10 protein-coding genes are annotated in these 15,585 nt (G+C 48.5%); 9 read left to right on the forward strand and 1 reads right to left on the reverse strand.

What is annotated here, in order from left to right; all coding sequences use genetic code 11:
• Positions 1 to 468: 468 nt before the first annotated feature.
• The 9 genes from Pla144_RS23370 (at position 469) to Pla144_RS23410 (ending at position 14,305) form a co-directional block, all read left to right on the forward strand.
• Entirely contained in the window at positions 469 to 2,937 is a 2,469-nt protein-coding gene (locus tag Pla144_RS23370) for a glycoside hydrolase family 3 C-terminal domain-containing protein (protein ID WP_146453127.1), read from the forward strand.
• A gap of 161 nt (positions 2,938 to 3,098) precedes the next feature.
• The gene (locus tag Pla144_RS23375; RefSeq protein ID WP_146453128.1) at positions 3,099 to 4,511 is read left to right on the forward strand and encodes a sulfatase; all 1,413 of its coding nucleotides are present in this window, start codon (positions 3,099 to 3,101) and stop codon (positions 4,509 to 4,511) included.
• A gap of 38 nt (positions 4,512 to 4,549) precedes the next feature.
• Positions 4,550 to 6,052 (forward strand): sulfatase, encoded by a 1,503-nt coding sequence (locus Pla144_RS23380; protein ID WP_197530968.1) that lies wholly within the window; start codon positions 4,550 to 4,552, stop codon positions 6,050 to 6,052.
• 292 nt (positions 6,053 to 6,344) lie between these two features.
• The gene (locus Pla144_RS23385; RefSeq protein ID WP_146453130.1) at positions 6,345 to 6,908 is read left to right on the forward strand and encodes a sigma-70 family RNA polymerase sigma factor; all 564 of its coding nucleotides are present in this window, start codon (positions 6,345 to 6,347) and stop codon (positions 6,906 to 6,908) included.
• Between the two features lie 2 nt (positions 6,909 to 6,910).
• Positions 6,911 to 8,527, forward strand: a complete 1,617-nt coding sequence (locus tag Pla144_RS23390) for a hypothetical protein (RefSeq protein WP_146453131.1) — start codon at positions 6,911 to 6,913, stop codon at positions 8,525 to 8,527.
• A 40-nt stretch (positions 8,528 to 8,567) separates the two neighbouring features.
• Positions 8,568 to 10,052: an arylsulfatase B gene (locus tag Pla144_RS23395; protein ID WP_146453132.1), complete on the forward strand. Its 1,485-nt coding sequence runs from the start codon at positions 8,568 to 8,570 to the stop codon at positions 10,050 to 10,052.
• A 207-nt stretch (positions 10,053 to 10,259) separates the two neighbouring features.
• Complete coding sequence (locus tag Pla144_RS23400; RefSeq protein WP_146453133.1) at positions 10,260 to 11,894, forward strand: hypothetical protein; 1,635 nt, start codon at positions 10,260 to 10,262, stop codon at positions 11,892 to 11,894.
• Positions 11,895 to 11,932: 38 nt separating this feature from the next.
• Complete coding sequence (locus tag Pla144_RS23405) at positions 11,933 to 13,474, forward strand: sulfatase family protein (RefSeq protein WP_146453134.1); 1,542 nt, start codon at positions 11,933 to 11,935, stop codon at positions 13,472 to 13,474.
• 111 nt (positions 13,475 to 13,585) lie between these two features.
• Positions 13,586 to 14,305 carry a 3-keto-disaccharide hydrolase gene (locus Pla144_RS23410; RefSeq protein ID WP_146453135.1) on the forward strand — a complete coding sequence of 240 codons (720 nt, stop codon included), beginning with the start codon at positions 13,586 to 13,588 and terminating at the stop codon, positions 14,303 to 14,305.
• Between the two features lie 295 nt (positions 14,306 to 14,600).
• On the opposite strand, the gene Pla144_RS23415 is transcribed toward Pla144_RS23410, so the two are convergent.
• A complete protein-coding gene (locus Pla144_RS23415; protein ID WP_261342340.1) occupies positions 14,601 to 15,464 on the reverse strand; it encodes an alpha-L-fucosidase in 864 nt (287 codons plus the stop codon).
• Positions 15,465 to 15,585: the final 121 nt, after the last annotated feature.

The raw sequence follows: 15,585 nt of genomic DNA on the forward strand, positions 1-15,585 counted from the left end.
GATTTGAATTTGATGTTCGGATCGCAAATGCTATTAATTGTCATGCTACGATCGCTCAGCTTTCATCATTCAAATCGATTGAAATACTTCATGTCGATATCATTTGCCTTGAGCAATGCAAAGGTAATCCTAACAGGGGGTTCACTTTACATGCTCCCCCCATGTCTCAACGAGATGAGATCACGAGGCACCTCGCTACGTTGCCCTGCGCGAGAACATGTCAAGCAGCGATTCGTTGAATTATTGCTGGACCGGCTTCTGGCGTCACAGTATGATTGCGAATGAGGACAGAGAGTTGCTTTGTCGCGAGATAACCTGCTTGCATGACGTGCAGTTGGTTGGAAGTCTATCCAATCTTGTAATTGTGTAACACTTCAGATGGCTGAAGTGTTACGAGTTTCTTCAGTTTCTCAGAAGGTATCGAAGATGAAATCCAATTTCTTCACTAGACTTATTCGATAAAAAAGCATGCTCCGAACCATTCTTAACTCCTGTTGTGTTTTGTATTTCGTTGTGATCGGCACAGTGAGTGCCGAGGATGCCGGTATTTTATTTGACGCTGATGGCCAACCGCTGGCCTCAGTGTCTCATCAGCCACAAGCAGGTACCATCTATCACGAGGGCTGGATTGATTTGAACAAGAATGGGATCAAGGACCCATATGAAAACACTCAGCTTGATGTGGAAAAACGTATTGACGATTTACTTCCAAGGATGAATATCGACGAGAAGACGTGTCAACTGGCAACGCTCTACGGCTACGGGCGTGTGTTATCTGATCAACTTCCTCAGCCCAGTTGGAAGAACGAGATTTGGAAGGACGGCATTGGCAACATTGACGAACATCTCAACTGCTTTGATGGTTGGGGAAAGCCTCCCCATGATCACCAGTGGCGTTGGCCCGCATCGCGCCATGCCTGGGCCATGAACAACACTCAGCAATGGTTTATCGAAGAGACGAGACTTGGCATTCCTGTTGACTTCACTAATGAGGGAATCCGCGGCATCGAGACTTACAAGGCGACCAACTTTCCTACGCAACTGGGAATCGGCCACACGTGGAATCGTGCCCTTGTGCGACTTATTGGTGAGATCACTGGTCAGGAGGCTAGATTACTCGGATATACCAACGTTTATGCTCCAATTCTCGATGTTGGTCGCGATCAGCGCTGGGGGCGCATGGAAGAAGTCTACGGCGAATCTCCTTATCTTGTAGCTGAACTTGGTATCCAGATGACTCGTGGACTTCAATCACAAGGCGTTGCGTCCACTGCAAAGCATTTCTGCATCTACTCGGAGAACAAGGGAGGCCGCGAGGGACTTGCACGGTGCGATCCCCGTGTGCCATGGCGCGAGGCGGAACTATTACATCTCTACCCATTCGCTCGCGTGATTCGTGAGGCAAAAATTATGGGTGTAATGAGCTCCTACAACGATTACGATGGTGTACCAATCTCAGGGAGCAGCGAGTATCTCACCGATAAACTCCGTAAAGAATACGGGTTTGGTGGTTACGTCGTCTCAGATAGTGACGCAGTCAAGTATCTATTCTCTAAGCACCATGTGGCAGCTGATTACAAAGAAGCGGTGGGACAGTTCATACTCACCGGTGGAAATGTGCGGACGACATTTAATCACCCTGATAATTTCATTCTTCCTCTACGCGAACTAGTGGACGAAGGTCAAGTTCCTAGTGAGGTGATCGACAGCCGCGTCCGAGATGTACTGCGAGTGAAGTACCAACTCGGGTTGTTCGACCATCCTTACATGGAAGACTACGAGCGAGCCGACGAGATCGTCTATTGCGCGGCGCACCGGAAAGTTGCTCTGCAGGCATCGAGGGAATCACTCGTTCTTCTCAAGAACGAGAAGCATCAGTTGCCATTGGATCGTAAGAAGATCAAGGTGATCGCTGTCTGCGGCCCTAACGCCGACGACCCAATTTACGCCTTAACCCACTATGGACCCGTGGGTGTTCCTGTAGTTACAGTTCTGGATGGCATTCGCGAAAAAGTTGGTGATAGCGGTAAGGTCCTCTATGCAAAAGGGTGCGATATTATCGACGAAAACTGGCCCGATAGCGAAATTTTGCCGACCCCTCTGACTGATACGGAAACAAGTCTAATCAAGGAGGCGGTATCCAATGCCAAGCAGGCAGATGTTGCCGTGGTGGTAGTGGGAGGCAATTGGCTCACCTGCGGCGAAAACAAATCTCGTACAAGTCTCGATTTGCCTGGTCGCCAACGCGAACTGATCCAGGCAGTGCACGCGACTGGCACCCCTGTTGTGGCGGTCCTGATCAGCGGTCGCCCCCTTTCGATCAACTGGACCGATCGTCATGTCCCGGCGATACTTGCCGCTTGGTATCCAGGGTCGGAAGGAGGCACAGCCATCTCAGAGGTGCTGTTTGGTGATTATAACCCCGGTGGAAAGTTGACCGTTACTTTTCCGAAGACGGTTGGACAAATACCGATGAACTTCCCAGCTAAACCTAACTCCCAAATCGATGCCTGGAAGCAGCGAGCGCGGGTCAACGGCGTACTCTACCCATTTGGCCACGGTATGAGTTATACAACGTTCGCTTATAGCGACTTGACGATCACTCCGCAAAAGACCATTCCAAGCAATCCAGTTACCATAACGTGCGAGATAACAAACACCGGAAAGCAAGCTGGTGACGAAGTAGTACAGCTTTACACACGCGACCTGGTTAGCACTGTAACTACTTACGAAAAGAACCTGCGAGGTTTCGAGCGAGTTCATTTGGGTCCTGGTGAATCAAAGGTTGTCGAGTTTACCATTGATCCACAGCGGGATCTTTGCCTTCTGAATCGGAAGATGCAACGAGTGGTAGAGACTGGTGAATTCAAAATTATGATTGGAGCGTCATCGGAAGATATACGTCTGGCAGGAACACTCAGAATGTCGAAAGAATAGCAATGGCCTAAAGTCCCGCTCAAGCTTTTCGTTTCCGGTGATCGGTAAGTATTGGCATCTCGGACAATACTTAGTGTGGCCAGGCAAAGCATTGGTGATAACTCGACCAGCGCCTTATCTGATGGCAACTGGCTGAATGGCTTATACAGAAACGATGATCAATGAAACATCCGTTGATGATTCTGGGAACTGTCTTTTGGGTTCTCATGGTAGTAGGGTTGCTGCCGCCAGGCATTGCGGATTGTGATACTCGTCTTCCAAATATCGTGCTCATCTATGCTGACGACATGGGATGGAAAGGTCCTAGTTGTTACGGCAATACTTATCACGAAACTCCTCATATTGATCAGATCTGTAGCGAAGGAATGAAGTTCACTGCGGCCTATTCTGGTGGACCAGTTTGTGCTCCTTCGCGCGCTTGCTTAATGACCGGGCAATACGTTACCCGACATGGAATTTATCGTGTAAACCAGGTTGAGAAGAAGCACCAGGACGTCCGCTTAACGATTCCACCTCGGAATGTGACCGATCTCCCACTTGATATTTCGACGATTGCAGACCAGTTACAGCGTGCCGGCTATGTCACCGGATACTGCGGCAAATGGCACTTAGGTGACAAAATGGAACACTTGCCTAGTGCCAGGGGCTTTTCTGAAGCTCTGGTTACAAGGTCGCCTAGTGGCGCAAAGCGATATTTCTTCCCTGATTTTTCGACGGTTCCACCGACTTCAATTGACGAAGGAACCTACTTAACTGAGGTTATCACTCGGTGGGCAACTAACTTCATCCAAGAACACGAAAAGGATCCTTTTTTCCTGTACCTACCGCATTTCAATGTTCACGGGCCCCACGAAGCTAGTCCGGAACGAATCGAAGCCTTTCGCAAGAAGGACCCGACCAAAACCAAGGAAGAAGCAACTTTTGCAGCGATGCACGCCCACCTTGACGATAGTGTGGGCGAGGTGTTGGATAAGCTGCGCGAAATGAAGCTCGACGACAATACCGTGGTCATCTTTACTTCCGATAATGGATGCTTAAAGCGTTTCTCGGATGGTACGTTGCGGGGTGGCAAAGGAATGCTCTATGAAGGCGGAATTAGAGTGCCAATGATCGTCCGCTGGCCGGGCAAAGTCCCTCGAGGTTCTCTTTGTGATCAGCCTGTTCACCAAATAGACTTATACCCCACACTCTTAGCAATCGCAGGTATAGTAGGCAAGCCAGATCAAGAATGCGACGGGGTAAACCTGCTGCCACTCCTTACATCCAATGAACCATACGAACTAGGCAGAGACTCGCTTTACTGGCATTTTCCGACTTACTTGAAATACAACGAAAAACTTAATTCTTACGACATCACACCGTGTAGTGCAATTCGGGCGGGCGACTGGAAACTCATTGAGTACTTTACACCTGAGTTACCCATAAAGTCACGCGTGCAACTGTTCAACTTCGTCGACGACCTTGGTGAGTCCACTAATCTGGCAAGGAAGTGTCCGGAGATCACTCAGCAGTTGCTTGAACAATTGCACGAATGGCGCGCAGCGACAGGTGCCATGATGCCGACATTACAATGAACTTGCTTACCCTTTGATTATAGGACGAATCTATGTACATGATTTGCACAATCGCAACGCGGACTTTGGGGCTACTGTTGGGAATTGTTGCTTTCTCAACATCGTGGGCTGCAAGACCAAATGTGTTATTTCTTGCAGTAGACGATTTACGACCGAACCTTGGTTGTTACGGCGATCCCCACGCGATTACTCCGAATATAGATGGCCTGGCATCGGAAGGGTTGGTATTCACCCGCGCCTATTGCCAGCAGGCGGTATGCTCTCCCTCGCGGACTAGCGTTATGACAGGGCTTCGTCCCGATTCGACAAAAGTGTGGGATTTATTCACGTATTTTCGAGATACTGTACCCAACGTCATGACGTTACCACAGCAATTTAAGGCGCATGGTTACCACACTGAGAGTATTGGCAAAATTATGCATAAGCCGCACATGCAAGACGACGAAAACAGTTGGTCAGTACCATCAAGGCGTGGACAAGGAGAAAAGTACCACCTGCCACAGAGTTTGGAAGTGCGGAAACAACTGATCGCTGACGCACATGAGAAGGGATTGACAGGTCCAGCCTTCTACTATGCGACACTTGGCCCACCAGTAGACGACGGGGTCTCCCAAGACGCTGACCATGCTGACGGCAACTCCTCGACCCTTGCCGTCGAGGCTCTCGCACGACTTGCCAAGCAGGACAAGCCATTCTTTCTCGCAGTTGGCTTCATCAAGCCACATTTACCATTCTGTGCGCCGCATACTTATTGGGACCTTTACGACCCAGAGAAACTACCGGTCGCAAAGTTGCACGACTATCCCGTTGGTTCACCCAAGATTGCACACACGTACTGGGGTGAACTACGGCATTACTTTGGTATGCCAGAACATGGTCCAGTGAACACAATGCAAGCTCAACAATTAGTCCACGGGTACTACGCTTGTACAAGTTTTACTGATGCCCAGGTCGGCAAATTGCTCAAGCAATTACATGATCTGAAGATTGATGATAATACGATCGTGGTTCTTTGGGGCGACCATGGGTGGAAATTAGGTGACTATGGCGCATGGTGCAAGCATACTGCATTCGAAATCGATGCTCGCGTACCGCTAATACTCTACGACCCTCGGAAGCCTATCGGCAAGCAAACCCCAGCCCTGGTTGAACTGGTAGATATCTATCCTACTCTTTGTGAGTTATCCGGTCTGCCGGTCCCGGAAGATCTCGAAGGCCGCAGTATGGCGCCTTTGCTGGATGAACCAAAGCAGCCTTGGAAGGATTTCGCGATAAGTCAATGGCCAGGAAAAAGTAGAAATGTTATGGGGTACAGTATTCGTACTCAAGACTGGCGATATACCGAATGGGTGGATCGGAGCGAGGAGCTAGACGACCAGATCGTCGCGCGCGAGCTTTACGATCACAGAGGTGGCCAACTGGAAGAAAAGGTCAATGAAATAGATCAGGGGAAATATGTTCCCGTAGTGAAAAAATTAGCATCGCAACTGAGAGAGTCAGTGGATCTTAGCCCCGGGAAAAAAAGATCCGTTCTTCAGTAGCAATCCATTTCGAGACTTACGTAAGGTTCTTTCGACTTTGACGTCCAATCCACTAAAGCTGCAAATACCCGCAAATCGCTTATCGGCAGGGCTTTCGTGAAAGGTACTGCCCCCCCAGATTCTCTTTAAGGCCCAGCCAACTCAAACGCTCATGGGGGGTATCGGTGTATCGGTGCCTTCCAGGGGATTTCAACGGTAAACTTTAGGTTGGCCGGACAATACTTGTATAAGGGGCAGTATAGATAAACTTGGCGTGCCTAGAAAAGCATCCCCTAAGCAGAGGTCAAAGCATATGGCTAAATCGAACAACAAGCAAAGTCAGACTCCTGGCCAAGTCCCAGATAACGGCGTTTTCCTCCAATTACTCTCCCGGGATCGACATCGGCTCTTTGCTTTTATTTACTCCCTGGTCCCTAATCACAGCGACGCAGAGGACATTTTTCAAGATACAAGCATCGTGTTATGGAACAAGTTTCATGAGTTTGATCAGGACCGTTCCTTCGCATCTTGGGCTTGTGGCATTGCTTACAATATCACCCGCAACTTTCTTCGCTCCGCGGGGCGTAATCGATTAGTCTTCAGTGATTCGTTGCTTGCTGTTATCGCCACAGAGCGTGCAGAATCTGCCGAGAACGATATAGAACGTATTAAAGCGCTCGATTTATGCATTCAGAAGCTCACTGATAGAGAACGCAAACTACTTGGGCAGGCCTACAGCGGTAAGGGTACGACGAAAGACCTAGCCATCCAGCTAAATCGCGCAACTCAAACCATCTATAATAGCTTAAACCTCATCCGGCGAAAATTGACCGAATGCGTTCGCAATAGCGGCGCGATTTGCAAGAGTGAGGCATAACCATGTCAATCAGCGATAATGAACTTTACGAATTGTTCGGCGCTCTTACCAATGACGTGATCACACCACAGCAACACGATTTATTGGCAGAGGCACTATCCAAAGATGCGGTAGCACGTGAACTTTACTACCAATATACGGACGTGCATATTGGATTGCGCCGCATATTCGATTTGAGCGATCTTCTTGGACCCACCGGTACGTTGGACTCTGATGCCTCCAAAGAATTGTCTCCGGCGCGACATGGCAAACAACGCCGCCTAAACGTTTGGACACACTTTGGTGCGATTGCAGCTACTATTCTTGGAGTCCTTGGATTCCATATTCTTGTTCGTGACGAAGTAACTGTGCCAGCTAGCATCCCTGTTGCTGAATCCACCACATCCAATTTGCCCGTTTCTTATATAGCGACCCTTGTTAAATCTGCTGATTGCATTTGGGAGGGTGAACATGGGCCAAAGTTTGATGGTCAGAGACTCTTGACAAATGAATTGCACCTCAGAGAAGGTGTCGCCGAGTTTGGTTTCGACGCGGGAGTGCGGATCGTCATGGAAGGCCCTGCTTTTCTGACCATCGATTCCGCCACAAGTGCAATGTTGACTAATGGCAAAGTAGTACTACATGGTAGCGAAATGAGTGGCCCATTCGCATTACGTACACCATTAACGACCTTATTAGATATAGGCACCGAATATGGCGCTGTGGTCGGGCCCCAGGGGGATACGGAAGTCTATGTTTTTGACGGGGAAGTCTCTGTGATTCCAAGTGCCGATACAGACAGCGATGTTGAACCGCAACAGATGACCGTCGGGCAGGCAAGTCGTTTCGAAACTACAGGGCGTACGTCTATAGACTTTGCTTCAACACGATTCGTACGCCAAGTTCCAGAGTCGTCATTGCCGTCGTTGAATCAGAAGAAAGCTCTGCTGGCGTACGAAGGATTTGACTACCAGACGAAACGCCTAGGTAATGCAAATGGTGGGCTGGGCTGGATAGGGCCTTGGCGTGCTTGGTACAGAAAGAATGAACCCTCCTTTTCAAGGGTGAGGTTTGACAATGCTCTTGGTCAAGGATCATGCCTTAGAGTATTTGGCAAAAAGAAGGTGTCCTGGCGCACTCTCGAAAATCCTATTCGGCTTGATACAGATGGTGTTTACTACCTCAGTTTTTTGCTCCGGAAAATTGGCGAGTTGGAACATGAGAAATCCCAATGGGGAGCCATTGAACTGCGAACTAGTGATTCACAGAATGACGATTCTAAGTTGTCCATTGGAATGAGTTCAGAACGATTCTTGTGTATTACCCACAACAAACAGCAATTACTATCAGCACCATCCATGCCGATCAACGAGACTATTCGATTTGTATTGAAGATTGTTGCCGGACAAGAAGCACCTGATCAAGTAATGGCCAGATGGTATGGTCCTGCTGAATCTCTGGGTGTGAATGAGCCATATATCTGGAGTGCACGCTTGCAGCCAGAGTATGGCAATGCGGTTTTTAATCAGCTTTCTATCCGAGTAGGTGGTGACGTTGGGTATCTAGTCGATGAATTGCGACTCGGAACGAATTGGTCCTCAATTGCTAACGGCAGCTCGATGGAGCCAATCAAACACTAGGCGTCGTGTGATGTCAGCGTGATAAGAATCGCAATAAGCCATGGTGAGTCATCTCTCAAAGCATTTCGCAGGTCTTGTCCTCGTGTACCCTATCGAGAGTGCTGGAAGCCTGCACTACTTTGTATTGTATATCATCGCTTTTTCGAGTGCTGCTTTCAACGGCGAAGTTCGAGCAGTCTCCCCACGGCCGAATGTTGTTATTTTACTGGCCGATGATCTCGGCTGGAACGATGTGAGCTATCACGGCAGTGAGATTCAGACGCCTCATATCGATCGACTCGTCGAAAGTGGCGCCTGCCTCGACCAGTTTTACGTTCAACCTATTTGCTCGCCGACCCGCACGGCGCTTATGACTGGTCGCTATCCTATGCGCAGCGGAATGCACGCGAGAGTTGTCCGACCCTGGCATACCAAAGGCTTGCCCCTCGAAGAGCGTCTACTTCCGGAAGCACTCCGTGACGCTGGATATTCGACAGCCATATGCGGTAAGTGGCACTTGGGCATGGCGGATCCTGCGTACCTCCCCCTGGCACGTGGATTCGACCATCAATACGGACACATAGGGGGCCATATCGACTATTTCAAGCATACGTACTACGGTGCGCTCGATTGGCATCGCGACCAGATTCCTTTGCAGGAGAATGGTTATACCACCGAGCTGATTGCCGACGAAGCCGTCAAAATATTAAAAGAGCATGATTTGAAAAAGCCACTGTTTCTCCTCGTGTCATTTAACGCTCCGCACAGCCCTCAGCAAGTGCCGAATCAATACCTACTCCGCAACAAGCATATCACTAATAAGAGACGCCAGACTTATGCAGGAATGGTCAGCTGTATGGATGACATGATCGGGAGGATTGTTGACACTCTCGGTGAACTTGGTCTGCGTGAGAACACGCTTATATTTTTCTGCTCCGACAATGGGGGAGCGACGAACACAGCAGCTAATAACGAGCCACTACGTGGACATAAGGGCCAACTCTATGAAGGGGGCATTCGCGTGCCTGCAGCAGCCGTTTGGCGAGATGTTATTAGTCCAGGCACAATCATCGACGAGCCATTGCATATCGTCGATATTTATCCAACTCTCATCTGCTTAGCGGGGGGTACGCTCAAACAACCGCTCCCTATCGATGGCCGAGACGCTTGGCTGACCATCGCCGAGGGCGCTTCATCGCCCCATGAAGCAATCCTTTTCAATGCTCTCGGTCGCCAAGGTGCAATTCGGCAGGGGAACTGGAAGCTTGTTCGCAACGGGATGAAAGCTTCTCAGCCCCCGGTTATCGAACTCTTTGACCTGAGCAAAGATCCCAACGAAAAGCAGAATGTGGCTACTCAGCAACTTCAAAAGGTAGCCGAACTCACGATGCTACTCGACGAATTTTCCAGAGTTGAAGTCGAACCGGACGGCCTAGAACCGAATGAACCAGCAGATTTCCGCGCTCCTGAAGTGTGGGATTTTTCTTCCTCTTCCATCAAAGCAGTGTCGAAAGCATTCAGCAGGGCTACTAATACCAAGCACTAAGACTTTCCCTGAATCGCCTACAGGGGCGCTGTCGTGAGTTCTTTCATTAAGAACAACATATGTTTATGGACTCGCCACGAAACCGACGCTTTAGAAGATACTCACTTAAAAGCAACATAAATCAAATCTAGATATTTATCCCGAACAGCAGATTAAAGAATACAGAATCTTACCTTGTTCGTTACTTAATAAACTATCGTGAAAACCATGAAACATCCAAAATGCCACGATATTTTGTCACTCGGCATGTCTGTTTCATTGCTTGGGTCACGTTTTGCTGTACTTTTGATCGTTGTGATTCTTGGCAGTCAATCCTTCGCAGACAACTTTTTTGATGGGCCTCCGGCGACTCTAGACGAGCCGATGTTCTTTAGTATTTATTCCATTCTTCCCTTGCAAAAGGGCAACACGAATATGCAGAAGATTGCAGATGCAAACTTTACTGCAGCGGGGCCCTACTATGGCTCAGAAGGGGATCCGACGGTCAATCCGAGCGCGTTTTACGCTCGAGTGGGTGAAGCCGCTGCGCGTGGCTTAAATTACATCGCTCATATCCCAATGCACCCCTATGTAATCAATGATACAGACGGTTTTATCCGCGACAATAGTATGAATGCCATCTCTGAAGCAGATTTACGGGCACATGTGCGACAAGTCATGGACTTCACGCTGAATTCCCCAATTGCGAATGAAACTGTCTCGACGTGGTTCACAGCACCTGAAGAGCTTCGGCCCTGGCGAACCGCTGAAATGAACTATCTTAGTATTGTTGCTGATGAGGTAAAGAGCTACGACCCTCTAGGACGAGCGGTGGCAATGTACAACCCCACCCATCGCACGAGCAGCCAATTGGAAACTGTTGTCAGCCAAGGCCTCGATTGGACAATGATGGGGGTGTACGTCACGGATGTGGCATTTGAAACACGTGGTGCTCGTGTGGCAGACGGTGTCGATCGAATCGTGAACGCTGCAAACAGCAGTATCAGTACACCGGTGGCGGTGTTCCAGTTGTCTGAAGACTTTGATACTGCGGAAATTCTAGGTCTGCGAAATGCGTTGGGAGGAGTTTCTCAAGCTGAAGCCATTAAGCAGGTGATTCGTCACGACGTTTACCAAGGACTGTTGCGTGGAACGCAGGCTATGCAGATTTGGTCTGGTTGTGATTGTAGAACAGGTCTAACTACTTACACAGAGCAGCTTGACGGTTACATATCAGTGTCTGAGAATTTGAATCGGAATCTTGGACTATCGAATGTCTTTCTCCAAGGAGAACACCGGACCGACTTCCATGCAACAGTTCTATCTGGACATGAAACTGTAACTCACGAGTCGACGACAATTGATACAGTTACTTTAGCCGATATTGCCTATGGAGATTACAGGTATTTATTTTTGGCTAACTCGTCGAATAGTCATTTGGCCATTAGCGTCGACGGGCTACCGCGAGGTATTCCTCAAATCATCGACCTTTTCGCGAACGCTTCGGATTTAGTGGTATTAAACAGCACTGGCCAAATGCTGCTGACTATGGAACCGCTGGAAGTGATAGCGTTGCAGATCGAAAGTGTTTCCAATGCTGACGCAGATGGCGATGGTGACGTCGATGGCAGAGATTTTTTGGCTTGGCAAGGCAGTTTTGGCGAATCAGGCGCAACTACCGTAGCCGGAGGGGATTTTAACTACGATGGCCTAGTTGATAGCGCCGACCTAGCCGTTTGGAAAAATCAATTTAACGCTAGTGCTGCTGCAGCATTCTCTGCTGCGGTGCCGGAACCGTCATGCAGTCTCATGGCAGTTGGTTTGATATGGTTCTTTGCTACTTGTCGTAGAGTGCAAGTTTAAGAATACAAAACACTTTTTTGATTCGGAAGGAACTCGAAATGATTCGATTTATTGTGTTAGGCATTGCTTGCATTCTGATGGTTTGTAGCCCAGCACTTGCTGCTGAGTTGGATCAACCCAACATCGTGCTTATATACGGTGACGATATTGGCTACGGCGATCTAGGGTGCTACGGAGCTACTGGCATTCCTACGCCAAACATCGATCAATTGGCTGCGGAAGGTCTTCGTTTTTCCTCGGCATACTGCACGTCGGCTACCTGTACACCCAGCCGCTATAGTCTGCTCACGGGAGAGTACGCATGGCGTCGTGAGGGAACCGGAATCGCGCCTCCGAATAGTCCTGCATTAATCGAATCAGGCAGGACGACTTTGGCGTCGATTCTGAAGAAATCTGGTTACTCGACAGGTATCGTCGGCAAATGGCACTTGGGACTGGGAAAGCCTCCCAAACCTGATTGGTCCGGATTAATTAAGCCAGGACCATTGGAAATTGGCTTCGACTATTGCTTTCTCATGCCGACGACGAACGATCGAGTCCCATGTGTTTATGTAGAGAATCATCAAATTGTCGGCCTGGATCCAAAGGACCCAGTCGATGTATTCATGAAAAACCCTGACGGCCAGCCCTCCGGCCAAACACATCGTGAGGTGCTAAAAATGGACTGGTCCCATGGACATTACGACTCGATCGTCAACGGGATCAGTCGTATTGGCTTCATGGTTGGCGGTCACGATGCTCGCTGGGTAGATGAAGACATGTCAGATGTTTTCATTTCTAAAGCTAAGGAGTTCATAGACCAAAACAGTGACCAGCGGTTTTTCTTGTACTTCTCTTCGCAATCAATTCATGTACCCCGAGCACCAAACTCTCGGTTTGTCGGTTCCACTCACCATGGCCCGCGAGGAGATGCAGTAGTGGAATTCGACAGTTGTGTTGGCGAAATAGTAGATACACTTCGAGACCACGGCATTCTCGATAACACACTCCTGCTAATCACTAGTGACAACGGCCCGGTATTAGACGATGGGTATCAAGATCAAGCCGAAGAAAAGCTCGGAGCCCACAAACCTGCTGGGCCGTTCCGTGGGGGTAAATATAGCAACTTTGAAGGGGGTACTCGCGTACCTCTGATTGTTTCGTGGCCCGGCAGACTACAGCCTGGAGTATCCGATGCACTGATTTCTCAAATTGACTTTGCTGCTACCCTGAAAACAATTGCCAACTCGAATATGGAAATTGGAAGTTCGGCAATTCCCGATAGTCTTGATCTTTCGAAAGTTCTACTAGGCGTGACCTCCAGCGGACGTGACTACGTAGTAGAACATGCGGGATCTCTCTCTATCAGAAAAGGAGATTGGAAATATATCGAACCTTCAAGCGGCCCAGCAATGAATCTTGATACTAATACAGAACTCGGAAATAGCCAGAAGCCTCAATTATATAATCTGGCAAATGATCCTGGTGAGTCCAAGAATCTTGCTCCGGACTTTCCTACGCAACTCGCAGAAATGCAAAAGGTACTTGCCGAAATTCGCGATTCCCCACACCACCAGGGAACGACTTCAACAGGCAATTGAGCATGAAGGGCTAGCTTTCTTGATTTCATGGCAAGTGGCTGTGTATACAACGTATCCCAGGGTGATTGATTATGACTTGCGGCAGATCCAGAGTGCACTATGAACAACAATATGATCCGATCGCTATCCAGTATTCTCATTGGCTTGCTTGGTGTGCCTCTGGGGCAGGCATTCGAGCCCATGACGTTTCGCGATCTCTTCAATGGCAAAGATCTTGCTGGTTGGGTGAACGTGAATACGAGTCCAGAGACGTGGAGTGTTCGGGATGGCTTGCTTATTTGTAGCGGACGTCCGATTGGCGTAATGCGCACTGAAAAGCAATATGAAAATTTCCTCTTACATATTGAGTGGCGACATATGGAGGCCGGCGGCAACTCAGGCATTTTTGCATGGAGTGAGGGAACTGTGCCTGAAGGAGAACAGTTGCCCAAGGGTCTCGAAATTCAAATGTTGGAACTCGACTGGATCAACCAGAACAAAAACAAGGATGGCGTGTTGCCACCAATAGCGTATGTGCACGGCGAGATATTTGGAGCGAACGGATTGGTTGCTATCCCGGACAATCCTCGCGGCACACGAAGCAAATCGATTGAAAACCGTTGCAAAGGCAAAGGTGAGTGGAATAGTTATGACGTTTCTTGTGTCGATGGTGTTGTCAAACTGTCAGTCAACGGCAAGTTTGTAAATGGAGTAAGTCACTCGACTGTGAAGAAGGGATATCTCTGCCTTGAATCTGAAGGGGCAGAGATCCATTTTCGCAACATTTGCATTTTAGAACTGCCCGCTGGCATCACAACCTCCGAGCAAACGGCACCGAAGGTGCGTGACTAAATGTGTGCAATTGCATGGATATTTTGCAGACGCATGGGGGCATCTGAAAAAGCAACCATCTACTCACCACACTTTGAGAAATGATGTGTGTTTCGGATGTCTCATAGACTATAGCTTTCAAATCGTGATAACCCGCATGATTGACAAGGACGAATAAACTTGCAAACATTGAATGGGAAGCTCCCTCTTGGTAGAAATTGTTGTGAATAATATTGAGGGCTTCTGCGAGATGCTCCGGTAGTGTTCGTCAAGAAGTTACTTCCGGGACAGGGCATTTCCAAGACCTAAGTATGTGTCATTGCTTGGCAGTGCTTAGTTTAATGTGCCGCAGGCGCATCAGATCCTTGCCGTCCGGAATCTCTGTAGGAACTATTTTTAGTGTGTAATGGCCGGGCTCGAGTTTTACTTTGCCTAGCATGTCATTGGTCCATGAAGAGGGTTCTTTTTCTGAAAAAGTATTTGATGCATCGACAATCGCCTCAATTATTTGCTCGCCAATTTCTACTCTAAACTGTCCTGCATGCATACCATGCTTGGCAAAGTACTCGACTTCTACTTCAAATTCAGCTGTCTCTATAAGGTAAACGGGCCAGCTGATCGTTTGATCCTTGCTTTTCCAATTGATAACACAGTTTTCATAACTCTTGCCACCACCATAGCGCAAACCATTTCCATTTAGTATGCCATCGAAGCTGCGTAAGACATTATTGTGACGGTTAGCAGCTAATAGCCATATCGGATCGGCTTCTTCAACGTGCTTTAGTTCAACAACTACCACGGTATTGACTGTGTCGGGACACTGTTGGGGAACATGCAAGTTGATAGTATTTGCGTCAAGACGATGAACAATAAGACTGCTTTTCTTTGGATCGCTTAATAGCCTGGCTGATTGTACTAGACTCTGTATTCCTCCAACTTGCAAAATGCCATCTGAAGGCCAATCGAACACATGCAGGTACAGTCGATTGTCTTTTAAAGTAGATTCCCCCCAGGCTTGCACGGGCAGTGGTGTGCGTTTTGTGCCTCGAATACTTTCTTGATTTACATCCATCCATTGCCCAATTCCATTGAGGATTTCAAGGTCTTTAGGATCGATAACGCCATTCCCCATAGGTCCAATGTTCATCAGCACATTACCGCCACGAGCAGCAGCTTTGATAACGTCCTAATAGTTGCGCAGATTTGTTTAGCTTGAAACGGGCAGTCCCTGTTTGGTAGGAATTGATTTGTGTTAATTCGACCCCTACCAAGGACAGGAGACTGCCACGATGGCAAGTGTA

Origin of the sequence: Bythopirellula polymerisocia, assembly GCF_007860015.1 — a bacterium.
In the GTDB taxonomy this organism is placed as follows: Bacteria; Planctomycetota; Planctomycetia; order Pirellulales; family Lacipirellulaceae; genus Bythopirellula; species Bythopirellula polymerisocia.

Excerpts from the sequence above, each read along its gene's own strand:
- Pla144_RS23370 (WP_146453127.1), top strand. The coding sequence starts at position 469 with ATGCTCCGAACCATTCTTAACTCCTGTTGTGTTTTGTATTTCGTTGTG.
- Pla144_RS23375 (WP_146453128.1), top strand. The coding sequence starts at position 3,099 with ATGAAACATCCGTTGATGATTCTGGGAACTGTCTTTTGGGTTCTCATG.
- Pla144_RS23380 (WP_197530968.1), top strand. The coding sequence starts at position 4,550 with ATGATTTGCACAATCGCAACGCGGACTTTGGGGCTACTGTTGGGAATT.
- Pla144_RS23385 (WP_146453130.1), top strand. The coding sequence starts at position 6,345 with ATGGCTAAATCGAACAACAAGCAAAGTCAGACTCCTGGCCAAGTCCCA.
- Pla144_RS23390 (WP_146453131.1), top strand. The coding sequence starts at position 6,911 with ATGTCAATCAGCGATAATGAACTTTACGAATTGTTCGGCGCTCTTACC.
- Pla144_RS23395 (WP_146453132.1), top strand. The coding sequence starts at position 8,568 with ATGGTGAGTCATCTCTCAAAGCATTTCGCAGGTCTTGTCCTCGTGTAC.
- Pla144_RS23400 (WP_146453133.1), top strand. The coding sequence starts at position 10,260 with ATGAAACATCCAAAATGCCACGATATTTTGTCACTCGGCATGTCTGTT.
- Pla144_RS23405 (WP_146453134.1), top strand. The coding sequence starts at position 11,933 with ATGATTCGATTTATTGTGTTAGGCATTGCTTGCATTCTGATGGTTTGT.
- Pla144_RS23410 (WP_146453135.1), top strand. The coding sequence starts at position 13,586 with ATGATCCGATCGCTATCCAGTATTCTCATTGGCTTGCTTGGTGTGCCT.